At 63.6% G+C, this 17,042-nt stretch carries 13 protein-coding genes; 1 reads left to right on the forward strand and 12 read right to left on the reverse strand.

The features are described 5' to 3' along the window. Positions 1-68: 68 nt before the first annotated feature. The 6 genes from KPL81_RS13900 to KPL81_RS13925 form a co-directional block, all read right to left on the reverse strand. Positions 69-413: a metalloregulator ArsR/SmtB family transcription factor gene (locus KPL81_RS13900; protein ID WP_422674137.1), complete on the reverse strand. Its 345-nt coding sequence runs from the start codon at positions 411-413 to the stop codon at positions 69-71. A 67-nt stretch (positions 414-480) separates the two neighbouring features. Beyond that, entirely contained in the window at positions 481-1,290 is an 810-nt protein-coding gene (gene pstB, locus KPL81_RS13905) for a phosphate ABC transporter ATP-binding protein PstB (protein WP_240549288.1), read from the reverse strand. Positions 1,291-1,347: 57 nt separating this feature from the next. Then, entirely contained in the window at positions 1,348-2,514 is a 1,167-nt protein-coding gene (gene pstA, locus KPL81_RS13910; protein ID WP_209477648.1) for a phosphate ABC transporter permease PstA, read from the reverse strand. Positions 2,515-2,532: 18 nt separating this feature from the next. Next, positions 2,533-3,789, reverse strand: coding sequence for a phosphate ABC transporter permease subunit PstC (pstC, locus tag KPL81_RS13915; RefSeq protein WP_219792711.1), 1,257 nt, complete (start codon positions 3,787-3,789; stop codon positions 2,533-2,535). A 101-nt stretch (positions 3,790-3,890) separates the two neighbouring features. Further along, positions 3,891-4,919, reverse strand: coding sequence for a substrate-binding domain-containing protein (locus tag KPL81_RS13920; protein ID WP_219792712.1), 1,029 nt, complete (start codon positions 4,917-4,919; stop codon positions 3,891-3,893). 124 nt (positions 4,920-5,043) lie between these two features. Beyond that, entirely contained in the window at positions 5,044-6,249 is a 1,206-nt protein-coding gene (locus tag KPL81_RS13925; protein ID WP_219792713.1) for a Bcr/CflA family multidrug efflux MFS transporter, read from the reverse strand. Between the two features lie 142 nt (positions 6,250-6,391). Here KPL81_RS13925 and tal point away from each other — a divergent pair, with 142 nt between their 5' ends. Continuing rightward, positions 6,392-7,327, forward strand: coding sequence for a transaldolase (gene tal, locus KPL81_RS13930; protein WP_219792714.1), 936 nt, complete (start codon positions 6,392-6,394; stop codon positions 7,325-7,327). A gap of 69 nt (positions 7,328-7,396) precedes the next feature. Here tal and KPL81_RS13935 read toward each other — a convergent pair whose 3' ends face one another. The 6 genes from KPL81_RS13935 to KPL81_RS13960 form a co-directional block, all read right to left on the reverse strand. Then, positions 7,397-7,909, reverse strand: coding sequence for an STAS domain-containing protein (locus KPL81_RS13935; RefSeq protein WP_209477638.1), 513 nt, complete (start codon positions 7,907-7,909; stop codon positions 7,397-7,399). Further along, the gene (locus KPL81_RS13940; protein WP_209477636.1) at positions 7,896-9,101 is read right to left on the reverse strand and encodes a PP2C family protein-serine/threonine phosphatase; all 1,206 of its coding nucleotides are present in this window, start codon (positions 9,099-9,101) and stop codon (positions 7,896-7,898) included. Before KPL81_RS13940 ends, KPL81_RS13935 begins: the two co-directional genes overlap by 14 nt. An 11-nt stretch (positions 9,102-9,112) precedes the next feature. Further along, entirely contained in the window at positions 9,113-9,907 is a 795-nt protein-coding gene (locus tag KPL81_RS13945; protein ID WP_219792715.1) for an MlaA family lipoprotein, read from the reverse strand. A 38-nt stretch (positions 9,908-9,945) separates the two neighbouring features. Continuing rightward, entirely contained in the window at positions 9,946-11,067 is a 1,122-nt protein-coding gene (locus KPL81_RS13950) for a beta-ketoacyl-ACP synthase III (RefSeq protein WP_219792716.1), read from the reverse strand. 85 nt (positions 11,068-11,152) lie between these two features. Continuing rightward, a complete protein-coding gene (gene hrpA / locus KPL81_RS13955) occupies positions 11,153-15,181 on the reverse strand; it encodes an ATP-dependent RNA helicase HrpA (RefSeq protein WP_219792717.1) in 4,029 nt (1,342 codons plus the stop codon). A 90-nt stretch (positions 15,182-15,271) separates the two neighbouring features. Beyond that, positions 15,272-16,948, reverse strand: a complete 1,677-nt coding sequence (locus KPL81_RS13960; RefSeq protein WP_219792718.1) for an AMP-binding protein — start codon at positions 16,946-16,948, stop codon at positions 15,272-15,274. Positions 16,949-17,042: the final 94 nt, after the last annotated feature.

The following is a 17,042-nucleotide window of genomic DNA, read 5'->3' on the forward strand; positions in this document are numbered from 1 at the left end:
TTAGTAACAGGTAAAGATGACAGTTCGAGGAATGAGGAGGGTAGTGAGAACGTCGAGAAGGTTCGTTATCAACAGAGCGCCGCGCGGCGCTCCGGTCGGTTGCCCATGCCCTGCAGGCGCACCTGCAGGGCACCGAGGCGGACAGCCTCGCCGCGCTCGGCGGCGGCAAGTGCGGCCATGATCCAGGACGGCATGTCCGCGGCCAACCCGTAGTAGACCCACTGCCCATCACGCCGATCCTGCAGTAGCTCGCACTCTCTCAGTTGGGCCAGGTGGCGCGATACCTTGGGCTGGGATTCACCGAGCGCATGGGTCATCTCGCATACGCACAGCTCCCCCTCGCGCAGAATCAGCAGGGTCACCAGCAGGCGCGTCTCGTCGGCGAGACACTTGAACAGTCGGGACGGGGTCAATGAGGTCACGCCATCTCTCAGCATCAATGAGCCTGTCCGCATCTTAGCGCATCCCGACCGCCCCGGATCAGCCGTAGCGTCCAGTAATGTAATCCTCCGCCTTCTTTGTCGCCGGCGTAGAGAACATCGTCTTGGTGTCGTTGTATTCGATGATTTCGCCGAGATGAAAGAAGGCGGTGTAGTCCGCCACCCGCGCCGCTTGCTGCATGTTGTGGGTCACCGTGACGATGGTGAACTGCTTCTTGAGCTTGTCCATCAGGTCTTCGATGGTGGCGGTCGATATCGGGTCCAGCGCCGAGGTCGGCTCGTCCATCAGGATCACGTCGGGCTGCACGGCGATCGCGCGGGCGATGCACAAGCGCTGCTGCTGCCCGCCCGACAGCGACGTGCCGGGCTGGTGCAGCTTGTCCTTTACCTCCTCCCACAGGCCGGCATCACGCAGGGCGCGCTCCACCAGTTCGTCCTGCTCGGCCTTGCGTCCGACCAGGTCGTGCATGCGCGGTGCGTAGGCGATGTTCTCGTAGATCGACTTGGGGAACGGATTGGGTTTCTGGAACACCATACCTACGCGGCGCCTGAGCGCCACTTCATCCATCTTGCGGGCGTTGACGTCACGACCGTCCATCTCCACCAGCCCCTCGATACGCACGCCGGGGATAAGGTCGTTCATGCGGTTGAGACAACGCAGAAAGGTCGACTTGCCACAGCCCGACGGACCGATGAGTGCGGTAACGTTCTTCTGGTACAGGTCGATGTTGAGGCTTTTCAGCGCCTGGGATTCGCCGTACCAGAGGCTGAGGTCTCGCACACGGATGCTCAACTCGTGATTGGCATCCTGATTGCGCGTCACCGGCTGGCCGGTCTGAGAACGAGACATGGGGGTACTACTCCGCTCGGATACTTGAATGTTCATCGATTCGTGACCTCGGTTGGCCTACCAGCGGCGCTCGAATTTCTTGCGCAGGATGACGGCAGTGGCATTCAGGAAAATAAGAATGGACAACAGGACCAGGATGCCGCCCGCGGTTTTCTCGACGAAGGCGCGCTCAGGCTCCCCCGCCCAGGTGAAGATCTGTGCCGGCAGCACGGTGGCAGCCTGGGTGAACGAGGCCGACACGTCAGGAATGAAGGCGACCATGCCGACGATGATCAGCGGCGCCGTCTCCCCCATGGCCTGGGCCAGGCCGATGATCGAACCAGTCATGATGCCCGGCATGGCCAGCGGCAGCACGTGGTCGCGAACCACTTGCCAGCGCGAGCAGCCGACGCCGAAGGCGGCATGGCGAATCGAATCCGGCACGCTGCGCAGCGCCGTGCGCGTGGCGATGATGATCACCGGCAGTGTCATCAGCGCCAATGTCATGCCGCCCACCAGCGGCGAGGAGCGCGGCACGCCGAAGAAGCTGATGAAGATCGCCAGCCCCAGCAGGCCGAACAGGATCGAGGGGATCGCTGCCAGGTTGTTGATATTGATCTCGATCAGCTGGGTAAAGCGATTGTCAGGGGCAAACTCCTCGAGATAGACCGCCGTCATCACCCCGATGGGGAAGGAGATGGCCAGCGTCACCAGCATGGTCAGCACCGTCCCCACCGCGGCAGAGAGAATGCCCGCACTCTCGGCCATCTTGGAATCGCCGCGCGTGAAGAATGTGGTATTGAAACGCAGCTCCAGGCGGCCGGCTTCGATCAACTCATCGACCACCTCCTGCTGGTTGCCGCGCAGCTTGTTGTCGTGCCCCTTGAGGTACTGGTCCACTTCGCTCGTGGCCAACACCCAGCGGGTCTCGCTGGTGCCCAGCAGCTCGGGATTGGCACGCAGCTGGCCAGGAATGAGGCGTTCGAAGGTCCGGCTCACCAGCCTGGCGACCTCGGGGTCCATGGCGGCACGCCCCATGCGGGTCGCATCCTCGTTGTACTCCAGCTCGACCTGGATATAGGCCTGCTGGAAGGCCGGTAGCCCCTTGCTCAGCATGTCAGCAAAGAACAGCACCAGAAAGAGGCCTGCCAGCCCCAGCGCACTCATGGAAATCCACTTCAGCCGCGCCGACTTGCGGTGACGCTTCTTCAGCTGCGAGCTGATGACGTCGAAGGATTGGCTCATCGGGTCGTATCCTCGGCGTTACAGGTTGTTGACGCGGTATTTGGCACGGAAGCGACGAATCATCAGCACCGACACCAGGTTCAGGCTCAGCGTGACGGCAAACAGCACCAGCCCAAGGGCGAAGGCCGAGAGCGTCTCGGCGCTCTCGAACTCGAGATCTCCGGTCAACGCGGCCACGATGCGCACCGTCACGGTGGTCATGTCCTCTAGCGGGTTGGCCGTCAGGTTGGGCCGCATGCCGGCGGCCATCACCACGATCATGGTCTCGCCTAGCGCTCGCGACACCGCCAGCAGCGACGCAGAAATGATGCCGGGTAGCGCCGCGGGAATGACCACGTCGCGAATGGTCTCCCCCTTGGTCATGCCCAGGGCCAGCGACCCCTGCCGCATGCTGTCTGGCACGGAGTTGATGACATCGTCGGAAAGCGACGAGATGAAAGGAATGATCATGATGCCCATCACCACGCCCGGTGCCACGGCATTGTTGAACGAGGCATCGAGGCCGAAGAAACCGGCAATGTTGACGATGATCGGCGCCACCGTGATGGCAGCAAAGAAGCCGTAGACCACGGTGGGTATGCCGGCCAGCACCTCCAGGGTCGGTTTGGCCAGGGTGCGCACGCGCTGGGGAGCGAACTCCGCCATGTAGATGGCCGCCAGCAAGCCGATGGGAATGGCTACCAGCATGGCGATCGCGGTGATCATGAAGGTGCCGGCGAACAGCGGTACCGAGCCGAACTGGGCGGCACTGGAGGCGTCGTCCGCCCGTCCGGCCGCTGCCAGAAAACTCGCGCCCGGATTCCACACGGTGCCGGTAATGAACTCCCAGAAGTTGTGCATCTGGAAGAAGCGCAGCGCCTCGAAGACGATCGAAAACAGAATACCGAAAGTGGTGAAGATCGAGATCAGCGCAGCACTTACCAGCAGCCAACGAATCACCCGCTCGATGGCCTCGCGGGCATGAAAGTCGGGACGCACGCAGCGGATACCGACGGCGGCGCCGATGGCGGCGACCGCCAGGCTGACCGCCAGCAGGTAGGCGGTGGGAATCTCGGCCCCCACTAGCAGCATCAGGAAAGCACCGACGGCGCCGACCAGCAACGCCGGCCCGGCGGTAGCGACGACCGTGAACCAGGCGTACTGATCGGGCTGGGCGTACATGGCCTGTCCCGAGGCTCGAACCCTGGCAGCCTTGGACCGCCCCAGGATAAAAGCGATCAGCCCCAGCAACAGCAGGCCGCCTAGGAAAAGGATCAGATGTTGATTGGTCTGCATGTCTCTCTCTCGGGTAACTGACGACGGCAGGGTGCCGGAACGTGCAAAGGCCGGCAACCCGAGAGCTGCCGGCCGACCAGGCCTCCCTGCCTGCTGCCTTGTTATTTCAGGTCGGAAGCCTGCAGGCTGGCACGCTCTTCGACCCTGGCGCGCGTCTGCTCGCGCTCTGCCTCAGGCAGCGGAATCAGGCCAAGGTCTGTCAGGTAACCACCCTCGCCGATCATCTCCTCGGAGACGAACATCTCGACGTAGTCATACAGCGGCGATACGTCCTGAGCGTGCTGGTTCTTTACGTAGAAGAACAGCGAGCGGGCGATCGGATAGTCGCCGGCACTGATGGCCTCGGCTTCCGGCTCGACGCCGCCGATGCTCGAAGCGTTCAGCGCCTCCTGGTTCTCGACCAGGAAAGAGTAGCCGAAAATGCCGAAGGAGCCGGTGTCTTCTGCCAGACGCTGGACGATCAGGTTGTCATTCTCACCCGCGTCGATATAGGCACCGTCGGCCCGAATATCGGTGTAGGCTTCGCCACCATAAGCCTCCATGTCTTCGGAGACGGCCTCCATGACCAGCTCCTCGAAGGCATCGCGAGTGCCGGAAGTAGTGGGCGGTCCATAGATGGAGATTTCGCGATCCGGCAGCGAGGCGTCAATGTCGCTCCACTTCTCGTAAGGGTTGTCGACCAGCTCGCCGTCCTGCGGCACCTTGGCTGCCACGGCCAGGAACAGCTGCTCAAGGGTCAGGTCCAGTGCTTCGTTCTCACTGGACTGGGCGAAAACGATACCGTCGGAGCCGATCTTGACTTCGGTGACGTCGGTGACGCCGTTTTCTTCGCAGCGCTCGAGCTCCGAGGATTTGATGCGGCGAGAGGCGTTGGAGATATCGGGAGTACCCTCACCCACACCGTTGCAGAACAGACGAATACCACCGCCGGAGCCAGTCGACTCGATCACCGGCGTCGGGTATTCGGTGATGGCACCGAACTCCTCGGTCACGTAGCTGGCAAACGGGTAAACGGTGCTGGAGCCGACGATGCGGATCTGTTCGCGAGCCTGTGCGACGCCCACCACGCCCATGACGGCGGCAGCAACGATCGTGGTCTTGAAGACACGGCTCTTGATGGTGCGGTTCATGCGGGTCACTCCTGTCGATGAGAAAGGTATCTCGCCCTTGCATGGCATACGATGCCGACACTCGATGACAGCTTCATGACAATGTGACCAAACTTTATCGCCCCCGCAAATCCTGGCAATTCAATCAGGGCGACGACGGGCCAGCAGCCGTCAGCCCTGCCCTGCCCGCCAGCACACGCAACCCCAGATTGCCCGCCAGCGAGGCTCCCAGCATGGTGGCCACCATGGGCCAGGCGCTGTCGATCTGGAAGGCACCCACCAGCACGCCGGCCAGGGCGCCGCAGGAGAACTGGATGCTGCCCTGCAAGGCGGCCGCCGTGGCGCTCATATGATGGAAGTGATCGAGCAGCGAGGAGATGGCGTTGGGCGCCACCAGGCCAATGGTGCCGGCGAACAGCATGATCAGCGGCACCACGCTCCATAGCGACTCCAGCCCGGTAGCGACCAGCAGTGCGAGCCCGCAGGCCGCCGCCAGTTGAATGGCCAGCCCCAGGCGCAGATTCTGTTGCGGACTGCGCCGGCGCAGCAAGCGGATGTTGAGGCGATTGGAAGCCGCCATGGTGACCACGTTGACGCCGAACACCAGCGGATAGTGCCCCGGGCTCAGCCCGTAATGCTCCAGATAGAGGAAAGGCGAGGCAGTGATGAAAGCAAACAGCCCGGCGAAGGACATGGAGGCCGCACACACGTAGCCCATGGCCTCGCGGTGGCGCAGCACGCTGACATAGTTACCCAGCATCTGGCGCGGCGAGGCGGCAGGCGCCCCGGGAGCGCGGGTCTCCGGCAGCCGGGTACCCATCAGCCACATCAGGAAGGCGGCATAGCCGGCCAGGAAGACGAAGATCAGCCACCAGTCGCCAAGATAGAGCAGCCCACTACCCACGACCGGCGCCGCCAGGGGCGCCAGCAGCATGATGATCGCCATGGTCGACATCACCTTGGCAGCCTGCCGACCGCTGAAGCAGTCCCGCACGATGGCCGCCGAGTTGACCACCGTGGCACCTCCCCCCAACGCCTGCACGAACCGCCAGGCCAACAGCTCCGTTAACGAGTCAACGCTGGTGATCACCAGGCTCGCCAGGAGGAAGACCACCAGGCCACCCAGCAGCACCGGCTTTCGCCCCACCCGGTCGGAGAGCGGCCCGAACAGCAGCTGGCCCAGGGCAAAGCCGGCCAGGAAAGCGCTCAGCGAGAGTTCGGTATGGTGAATACTGGCGCCGATACTGTCAGCCAGTGCCGACATGGCGGGTAGATAGGCGTCGATGGCAAAAGGAGCCAATGCAGTATTGGTAGCCACAAGCAGGGCCACGCGTCGGGGAGAGAGGGTCAAGAGAACTCCGTGTCACCTCGGTAAAAAAAGCTAGGAGGCTAATCATAGCGCAACTGCCGGCGTGCTGCCTCGGCCAGGCGGCTGTTCGCTTCACCTTCCAGTTGCTAAAGTGGCTCGATACCGACACTCAGGAGAGACTGCAATGGCAGAGGACCTGCTTAGCCAACTCAAGACGATGAGCACCGTGGTGGCCGACACCGGAGACATCGATGCCATCCGTCGTTTTCAGCCCACCGATGCCACCACCAACCCTTCGCTGATCCTGCAGGCCGCCCAGCACGAAGACCGGCGCAAGCGGCTTGGGGATATAGCCCGGCAGGCCACCGACATCGACGATGCCCTGGATGCAGTGGCCGTGGAGATAGGCAGCGAGATCAGTGGCCTAGTGCCCGGCTACGTCTCCACCGAAGTCAGCGCCCGGCTCTCCTTCGACACCGAGGCGACCCTGGCCCGGGCTCGTTCGCTGGTCGAGCGCTACGACCGCCACGGCATCGGCCCCGAACGCATCCTGATCAAGGTCGCCTCGACCTGGGAGGGCATCCGCGCCGCCCGCCAACTGGAGCGCGAAGGCATCCATTGCAACCTGACCCTGCTGTTCAGCTTCGCTCAGGCACAAGCCTGCGCCGATGCGGGGGTCACGTTGGTCTCGCCCTTCGTCGGCCGCATTCTCGACTGGAACCGGACCAAGTGGCCGGATGCCGACTTCAGCGGCGACAACGACCCCGGCGTCAAGTCGGTCAAGCGCATCTACGAGCACTACAAGGGGCATGGCTACAAGACCATTGTCATGGGGGCCAGTTTCCGCAATGTCGGCGAGATCCTGGCCCTGGCCGGCTGCGACCGCCTGACCATCTCCCCGGCCCTGCTCGGCGAACTGGCCGAGAGCCATGAGCGTCTCGAACGGCGGCTAAGCCCGGCCGGCGCCGAGACCTCGCCGCCGGAGCCCCAGGACGAAGCAGAGTTTCGCTGGGCAATGAACGAGGACGCCATGGCCACCGAGAAGCTGGCCGAGGGCATACGCAAGTTCGCCGACGACCAGCGCAAGCTGGAAAAGCTGCTGGGACAACTGCGTCAGTAACATGACCGTCGCGGGAACAGAATGGGACGGGGCGTGGCGTCTTGCCTGACGCCACGCCTGGAACGTTCGCTAGTGCTTGTCGGTATGGGAGGTCTCTTGTGCCTCCAGCATTTCGACCAGCGGCTGAAACTCTTCCCGATTGTGATCGCTCATGCGCATGAGGATACGGTGCGCCTCGAGGATGCGCTTGCGCATCCCTTCCATATCGGCGGGAATTTCGGGCAGGTCGCTGAGTTCGCAGGTTTCGGTCAGCGGAGCCTTGACCATGGCGAAGAACTGAGCGAAGCCCATGACCTCGAGCATGCGCTGCACGTCGGGATTGTCCACCACGATGGTGGGCTTGTAGAGGATACGATCCTTGACCGCCATGGCCACCTTGGCCAGAAAACCCAGTGCAGTGGAGTCCACGTTGGTGGCCTCACGCAGATCGATTATCAGCGATTGCAGGCCCGGTGTGCGGGCGAGCTGCTGGGCCTGAGTATCCAGCGTCGCACAGAGCGTCAAGCGTACGTCGCCGCACAGCTTGAGCACGAAGACACCGGAGTCGAACGCCGCCTGGACGCGGCCCTCATTCGTGATCATTACCAAATCCGCTCAACATCATGATCGTCAGGTCATCGGGCAGTTCCTGTGCGCCGTCATCCCCTTCGGCATCGATGTCGCGGGGAGTGTCCAGCATCAGGCTGTCGCGAAGCCGCTCCAACGTCGTACAGGTACGCACTCGTTGCTCGAGTTCCCTGAGCCGCGCGTCGAGCGTTTCGCCCGGCAGGCACTCCAATACTCCATCCGAACACAACCATAACCGGAAGTTCGCCGGTAACCTATACCTCAAACGTGGATACTCCACGTCAGGAAACAGGCCTACCGGCATGCCCTCACCGGGCAGCTCCAACACCTCGCCATCCGCCACCAGCAGCGGCTTGGGCAATTGCGCGCCCAGCGAATAGTGAAGCTCGCGGGTCTGTCGGTCAATCACGCCGACGAACAGCGTGGCGTGCTTGCCGATCCCGGCGTCCAGCAGTTCCCGGTTGAGCGCCGCCAACCAGCGCGCTGGCAGCGCCTCCGGCTGGCAGGCATTCCAATCGCCCAGCCAGCGGTTGAACAGGTACTTGAGCAGGACGGTGACGAATGCGGAAGAGGCACCGTGGCCGGATACATCGGCAAAATAGAACAGCGTGTATCGCTCGTCAAAGCGCTGGAAGTCGAGGAAATCCCCCGACAGGTAGAGCGAAGGGATCAGCCAGTAGTCGCAGGTCACGCCACCGATGGTCTGTGGATGGGGCGGCAACAGCTTGCGCTGGATCTGCCCTCCTGCCTGCTGATCGAGACGCAGCAGCGCCAGATGCGTTTCCAGGCTCTCGTTGAGTTCTTCCAGGTGCGCGTTGAGCTGCGCCAGGCGTTCACGGTCCTGCTTGCGCTCATTCTCAAGCTGTCGCAGCTCGATCGCCTTGCGGATCATGCGCCGCAGCAGCTGACCGTGGCGCATCGGCTCGACGACATAGTCCACCAGCCCGACGTCGACCGCCGTCAACAGGTCGGCGTCGAGGCGTGAATCACTGACCACGACGGTGGGCAGACGTTCCGTCAGGCTCGACCATGCCAGGCTGGGAATCGCCTGGGCATGGGCGACGACCAAGGCCGTCTCTGGCGGCAGATCCTCGAGGCGTTGTGCGGCATACACTGCCAGACCATCGCGGGCGATGGTATCGGCCAGGGCATCGCGATAGGCACCGGGCTCATCGAGTACGCCGATCAACGGCTTGGATGCATCCATCGGCTCAGGCCTCAATCGGCGAAGTCAGCATCGTCGAATTCGCTGTCATCGAAATCGTCATCGTCGAAATCGAAGTCGAATTCATCGCTGGCAAAAGGATCGTCGCCCTGCTCGCCGTCGGAGACCTCGAAGCGTCGGCGCTGCAGGTAGGCATCGCGAATGAAGACATAGCGGTCTCCGCGGATCAGCTCCTCCTGATCCAGCAAACCTGCCCTCACGTCGACGATACGCAGCGCGGTCAAGCCGTAGCGCACCTTGTCATCCTCAACGTAGGTCAGCGGATAGGTATACGCATCCAACGGCAGACCGGACGTATCGCGCACCGTGCTGGGGCCCAGTAGCGGCAGGACCAGATAGGGCCCCTCCCCGACGCCCCACACGCCAAGCGTCTGGCCGAAGTCCTCCTCATCAGCGGTAATGCCCATGTGAGTGGCAAAATCCCACAGACCGGCGATGCCCACCGTCGTGTTGATTAGAAAGCGCGATGTCGATAGTCCGGCATTGGCGGGCTTGCCCTGCAGCAGACTGTTGAGCGTGGTGCGGATCTCCCCCAGGTTGGAAAAGAAGTTGCCGACACCGGTCTGTACCGGTTGCGGCGTCACCGCACGATAGCCGCGAGCCACCGGTTTCAGTACCGTCCGGTCGATTGCCTCGTTGAAGGAGAACACTTGGCGATTGAAGCCCTCCCAGGGATCATCGGGGTGGCGCTCCTCCACTGTCACCCGCCCGGCACAGCCTGCCAGCATGGCCATGGCGGCCAGGGCGACCAGTAGGCGAGTGGCAAAGCCGGTCTGCTTTACGACCATCGGATACGTCTCCTCAGAGGTTGGCGTGGGTCGATGCGTCATTGGCGACGCACCACCACGCAGCCGGCACTGTACCCGGCACCGAACGAGCAGACCACCCCCAGCGCCCCCGATGCCAGGTCGGCATGGTGCAGATGGAAGGCAATGATCGAACCCGCCGAGCTGGTGTTGGCGTAGCGATCCAGGATGATCGGGGCCTGGCCAGGCTCGGGGTCGTGACCCAGGACACGCCGCGCGATGAGGTCGTTCATGTGGCGGTTGGCCTGATGCAGCCACAGGCGTGAAAGATGCTGTCCGGAAAGCTCGAGGCTGGCCAGGTGATCGCTGATCAACGCCGCCACCATGGGGCAGACCTCCTTGAACACACGTCGCCCCTCCTGCACGAACAGCTTGTCGCTGGCCAGGGGGTCGCTGTCGGTGACCCGGTTGAGGAAGCCGGCATTGTTGCGAATGGCATTGGAGAAGCGCGTCGCCAGGCGCGTGCCGAGGATCTCGAAACGAACCTCTGCCGTAGCCAGCTCGGCATCCTCCAGCACCACGGCGGTACAGGCATCGCCGAAGATGAAGTGGCTGTCGCGGTCGCGGAAGTTGAGGTGAGCCGAACAAATCTCGGGGCTGACCACCAGAGCACGCTTGACGTTACCGCCACGAATGGCGCCTGCAGCCAGGTCGATGGCGAAGGTGGCAGAGCTGCAGGCCACGTTCATGTCGAAGGCATGTCCCTGGGTCCCCAAGGCCGCCTGCAGCTCCACCGCCACTGCCGGATAGGGACGCTCCAGGTTGGAGCATGCCACCACCACCATATCGATATCGGTGGCGGCAATGCCGGCGGCATCGAGCGCCTGGCGCGCTGCCGCCAAACCCATTTCGCACTGGATCGAGGGTTCGTCGTTGCCGCGCTGCGGCAGCCGTGGACGCATTCGCTCGGGGTCAAGGATGCCCTCGGCATCCATGACGAAGCGACTGTAAATACCTGAGGCCTTGACGATGAACTCACTGCTGGAGTGTAGCAGCGGTTCGCGCTCGCCGGCCTCGATCGCTGCTGCGTGACGCGCATTCTCGGCGTCTACCCAGGCGTTGAACGAAGCGACCAGGGCATCGTTATCGATGGCGTGCTCCGGTGTGAAGAGTCCCGTACCGGTAATCACGACGTCTGTCATCATCTTCTCCCTCGTGCGGCCGCCTGGCCGCTGGCTCTACATCGGCAAGCCGATGCCTCATGTCTCGTATATCGGCAGGCCAAGTTCAGCCTTGACCGTGCCCCACCAGCTCCGCCCAACGCCGCTCGAGACGTTTGACCGACACCGGCATGCGGGTGCCGAGCTGCTGGGCGAACAGCGACACTCGCAGCTCCTCGATCCACCAGCCGAACTCCACCAGCTCGGGGTCCTCGTGGCCGCCACGACGCTGGCTCTCGCGACGTGCGGCCAGGCGCGCCTCGAAGTCCTGGACCTCCTGCATATGCATCTGGTCGCGCATGCGTTCGCGTGGCGCCTTCTCCAGCCGTATGAGCGCCGCTTCCATGTAGCGCGGGCACTCCTCGAGCCACTCGCCCGCCTCGCTCACGAAGCCGGGATGCACCAGCCGTTGCATCTGGGTCTTGAGATCACTGTATACCAGTGCCAGCGCCAGGTTGAGGCTACCCTTGAGCGCCTTGGTAACGGCCAGATGGCCTTCGAGTGTGCGTTTGAGCGTGGCCACCAGCGCCTCGGCTGTGGGTACCAGCTCGGCCCGGGTCGCTTCGAGCCGAGCGTCGAGTTCAGCGGCCGAGCGCGGCAGCGGCGACTGGGCCATGCCGCGGGCGAAGACCGCCTCGACCACGTCGTCGAACAGTTCGCGCTTGCTGCCTACCTTGGTAAACAGCAGAGCACATGCTTCGAGCCCCTTGAGGCGCTGGATGCTGCGCACCTGGTCCGGCAAACGTGTCATGGCCAGCCGCACCACACCGCGGCGATGCGCCTGTTCGGCCTTGCCGGGATGATCGAACAGTTCGATCCGAAAGGCCTCGCCTTCCGGCACCAGTGCCGGGTAGGCCTCGACCCGGATGCCCGCCTGGGTGGTCACGCGCGACTCGGGCAGCGGCGATTCGGGCAAACCGGTGACGTCGGGTGCGTCGCTGACCTCGGCGGCCAACGCCCGCGCGCCTTCGCCCGCCGCCACTTCGAAGCGGCGCTCGAGTTCGCGTACATCGCGCCCCTGCCCCAGCAGCCGGCCTTGATGATCGACCACCCTGACGTTCATGATCAGGTGCGGTTCGAGCTGGTCGCTGCGCCAGTCGTCGGGATGCAGCCGTACCCCGGTGCGCCGCCGCAGGAACTCGCCCAGCGCCTCGGTAAGCGGCACATCGTCTGGCGTCAGCGTCTCCAGCGCGGCATCCACCCAGTCGGGAATCGGTACCACCTGGCGACGGATCGCCTTCGGCAACGACTTGAGCAAGGCGATGCACTTCTCCCGCAGCAGCCCCGGTACCAGCCACTCGAGGCGTGCACTCGGCAGTTGGGGCAGCATGGCTGCCGGCACCGTCAAGGTCACGCCATCGTCCGCTGCGCCGGGCTCGAAGCGATACTCGAGCGGATAGCGCACCCCGCCGAGCACCAGCTCATCCGGATATTGCGCCTGGGTGACTTCCGCGGCCTCCCGGGCCAGCAGGGCAGCCCGATCGAACTTGAGAACGTGCGGGTCCTGGGCCTCGGCTTTTCTGCGCCAAGCCTCGAAGCCCTTGCCGTTGACGATGTCATCGGGGACCTTCTCGTCATAGAAGGCAAAAAGGGTTTCCTCGTCGACCAGGATGTCGCGCTTGCGCGCCCGGTCCTCGAGATCCTCGATCTCTTCCACCAGTGCGCGATTGTAGTCGAAGAACTCCCCCTTGGTGCGAAATTCGCCTTCCACCAGGGCACGGCGGATGAACAGCTCTCGCGCCTCGCGCGGCGCAACCGGCCCGTAGTGTATGCTGCGCCCGGCCACGATGGGCAGGCCGAACAGGGTGACCTGCTCCTTGGCCACCACCTGGGCCCGCTTCATCTCCCAATGGGGATCGCTGTAGCTACGCTTGACCAGATGCTCGGCCACCGGCTCGATCCACTGTGGCTCGATCTTCGCTACCGTACGGGCGAACAGTCGGGTGGTCTCGACCAGTTCGAAGGCCATTACCCACTTGGGTGACTTCTTGGCCAGGCCGGAACCGGGGTGAATGACGAACTTGCGGTTGCGCGCGCCGAGGTATTCGCGATTCTCGGTGAGCAAGCCGAGATGGGAGAGCAGGCCTGGCAGCAACGCCTTGTGCAACTGGACGGCGCTCTGGCGGCGCACCTGCTGACGAGCCTGATCATGCGCGTCCCCGTCTTGCGCAGGCTCGGGCAGCGGGGTGGGAGGCGGCACCTCGATCTCCATCTCGCGCAGCAACTGTCGCAACTGTCGGAAGGTATCGTGCCATTCGCGCAGACGCAGGTAATTGAGATAGTGCTCCTTGCACCAACGCCGCAGTTGATTGCCGGAAAGCGCTTCGCGCGCCGCCTCGAAACCCTGCCACAGGTTGAGCAGCGCAACGAAGTCGGAGTCCGGGTCGTGCCAACGTCGGTGGGCCTGATCGGCGGCCTGACGCTTCTCCGCCGGACGATCGCGCGGGTCCTGTACCGCCAGGGCCGAGACCACGATCAGCACGTCGCGCAGCCCGCCCTGCTCGGCCCCTGCCAACACCATACGCGCCAGGCGTGGATCGATGGGCAGTCGGGCGAGCTTACGCCCCGTCGGCGTCAGGCGATTGCCTCCATCCACCGCCCCCAGTTCGAACAGCAGGCGAAAGCCATCCTTGATGAAGCGCGAGTCGGGCGGGTCGACGAAGGGGAACTGCTCGATGTCGCCGAGCTTGAGGGAGAGCATCGACAGGATCACTGACGCCAGGTTGGTACGCCGGATCTCGGGGTCGGTGAATTCGGGGCGGGAGAGAAAATCCTCCTCATCGTAGAGGCGGATGCAAACGCCCTCGGCCACGCGCCCGCAGCGCCCCTTGCGCTGGTCGGCACTGGCCTGGCTGACCGGCTCCACCGGCAGGCGCTGGATCTTGGCGCGGTAGCTGTAACGGCTGATACGCACCAGTCCCGGGTCGATCACGTAGCGGATGCCGGGAACGGTGAGCGAGGTTTCGGCGACGTTGGTCGCCAGCACGATGCGCCGCCCGGCATGAGCAGCGAATACGCGATTCTGCTCGGCATTGGAGAGCCGCGCATAGAGCGGCAGAATCTCGGTGCCCTTGAGATCGGCACGGCGCAGGGTATCGGCAGTTTCGCGGATCTCGCGCTCGCCTGGCAGGAATACCAGGATGTCGCGGGGCCCATGGAGCCAGCGCTTGTCGCGCTCGACCTGCTCGATCTCCTCCACCGCGTGGAGAATGCCCTCCTGCAAGGTGCGGTCGGCCTCGTCGTCGGCCTCGCGCACCAGCGGCCGATAGCGCACCTCCACCGGATAGGTGCGGCCCGAGACTTCCACCACCGGGGCGGGCTGCGGTTGGCCATCGGCCCCAGGCAGGGCAAAGTGCTCGGCGAAGCGCGTCACGTCGATGGTCGCCGACGTGATGATCACCTTGAGGTCGGGGCGCCGAGGCAGCAGCCGCTTGAGATAGCCGAGCAGGAAATCGATGTTGAGGCTACGCTCATGCGCTTCGTCGATGATGATCGCTTCGTAGCGGCGAAGGTCTGGATCGTGGCGAGTCTCGGCCAGCAGGATACCGTCGGTCATCAGCTTGATCAGAGTGTCGTCGCCGGTCTGATCGGTAAAGCGAACCTGGTAGCCCACCTGCACGCCCAACGGCACCTCGAGCTCCTCGGCCAGGCGCGCGGCCACCGAGCGCGCCGCCAGCCGCCGTGGCTGGGTATGGCCGACCAAGCCTCGACGCCCCAGGCCCAACTCCAGGCACAGCTTGGGCAATTGGGTGGTCTTGCCCGAGCCGGTTTCCCCGGCCACTACCACCACCTGATGATCGCGCAGGGCGGCGAGAATCTCGTCGCGGCGTTCGGCCACCGGCAGCTCGGAAGGATAATTCAGCGTTACCGGCTGGGCCGCGCGCCGAGCCGCCAGCGCCGCAGAACGCTCGACGCTGCGGGCCACCTCGGCCAGGCCTCGATCCACCGGCTTGCCCTCGCGCAAGCGACGCGTCAAGCCGTTCAACCTGCGCACGAGGGCGTCACGGTCACGCAACATGACCTCGCCCAATGCCTGGTCCAGGCGCTGCAGCTCGGTCTTGTCATCGGTATAGCCAGTGGAGGTAACGGTACTCACGAAACGCCTCTTGCCAAGGAAAACCTGCCCGCCCCGGCATGCCGGGGCGGGCAGGTCATTGTAACGCTGCTGGCCGAAGCTCGGCCAATCTCAGGCGGATTCGCTCCCGCTCTGCTCGTCACGCAGCTGTCGACGCAGCACCTTGCCGACGTTGGTCTTGGGCAGTTCATCGCGGAACTCGACGAAGCGGGGCACCTTGTAGCCCGCCAGCTCCTTCTTGCACCATTCACGCAGGCTCTTCTCGTCCAGGCTTTCGTCCCGAGCGACCACGAACAGCTTGACCGCCTCGCCGCTGTTCTCGTCGGGAACTCCCACCGCGGCGGATTCGACGACGCCAGGGTGCTTGGCGACCACGTCTTCGATCTCATTGGGATAGACATTGAAGCCGGACACGAGAATCATGTCCTTCTTGCGATCCACGATCTTGATGTAGCCATCCCCCTGGAGTACCGCAATATCGCCGGTATGGAACCAGCCATCCTCGGTCAGGACCTTGGCCGTCTCCTCGTCGAGGTTCCAGTAACCTTTCATCACCTGTGGCCCCTTGACGCAGAGTTCGCCCGGCTCGCCCAGCGGCAGGGTGTTGCCGTCGGCGTCCACCACCTTGACGGATGTGCCAGCCACCGGCTTGCCGATGGTGCCGAGCTGGATAGCGTCGATGGGATTGAAGCTGACGATCGGGGACGTCTCGGTGAGTCCGTAGCCCTCGGCGATGGGGCACCCGGTGATCTCTTCCCAGCGATTCGCCGCCGCCTTGGTCAGTGCCATGCCGCCGGATATGGTCAGGTGCAGGCGCGAGAAGTCGAGCTTGCGAAAGTCGTCACGGTTGCACAAGGCATTGAACAGCGTATTGAGACCGATGAAGCCTGAGAACTTGATCTTCTGCAACTCCTTGACGAAGGTGTCCAGATCGCGAGGGTTGGTGATCAGAATGGAATGGTTGCCGGTCTCCATCAAGAACAGGCAGTTCACCGTGAACGTATAAATGTGGTAGACCGGCAGAGGCGCGATCACCACCTCCTTGCCCTGCTCCAGACCTGGGCCGATGGCCCCTTCCGCCTGGAGCATATTGGCCACCAGGTTGCGGTGAGTGAGCATGGTGCCCTTGGGCATGCCTGTGGTGCCCCCGGTGTACTGCAGTGCGGCAATGTCATCGAGCCCCCGCTCGACCTCACGATGCTGCCGGGAGGCGCCAACCTTGAGCGTCGTACGAAACGGGATCGCCATCGGCAGCGAATAGGATGGCACCATCTTCTTGACGTGCTTGACCACGGCATTGATCAGGAAGCGCTTAGGGAAGCCGTGCAGATCGCCAAGCTCGGTAACCAGCACGTGCTCGATATCGGTACGGTCGAGGATCTTCTCGAGCTTGTTCGCCATGTTGGCCAGGATCAGGATCGCCCGCGCCCCGGAATCCTTGAACTGGTGGGCCATTTCACGCTCGGTGTAGAGCGGGTTGGTGTTGACTACCACCAGGCCGGCGCGCAGGGCCCCGAACACCGCGACCGGAAACTGCAGCACGTTGGGTAGCTGGATGGCGATGCGATCGCCCGGCTGCAGGCCGGTCTCGTGCTGCAGCCAGGCGGCAAAGTCGGCCGAGAGGCGATCGAGCTCGGCAAAGGTCAGAGTTTGCCCCATGCACGTGAATGCCGGGTTGTCGGCAAAGCGTTTCACCGCCGCATGGAAGACATCCATCAGCGATCGGTACTTCTCCATGCCCTTCAGCTCGGGACCGTTGAGGATACCGGCGTTGGCTTGCTCACTCATTGGCGCTATCTCCACAGCATCATTGACGGCGGTCGCTCATCCCTCGACCTCGTCCGTTGTTATTCTGACTGGCCAGTAACGATATACTAGGCAT

Source organism: Billgrantia antri, from assembly GCF_019430905.1.
GTDB classification, from domain to species: Bacteria; Pseudomonadota; Gammaproteobacteria; order Pseudomonadales; family Halomonadaceae; genus Halomonas; species Halomonas antri.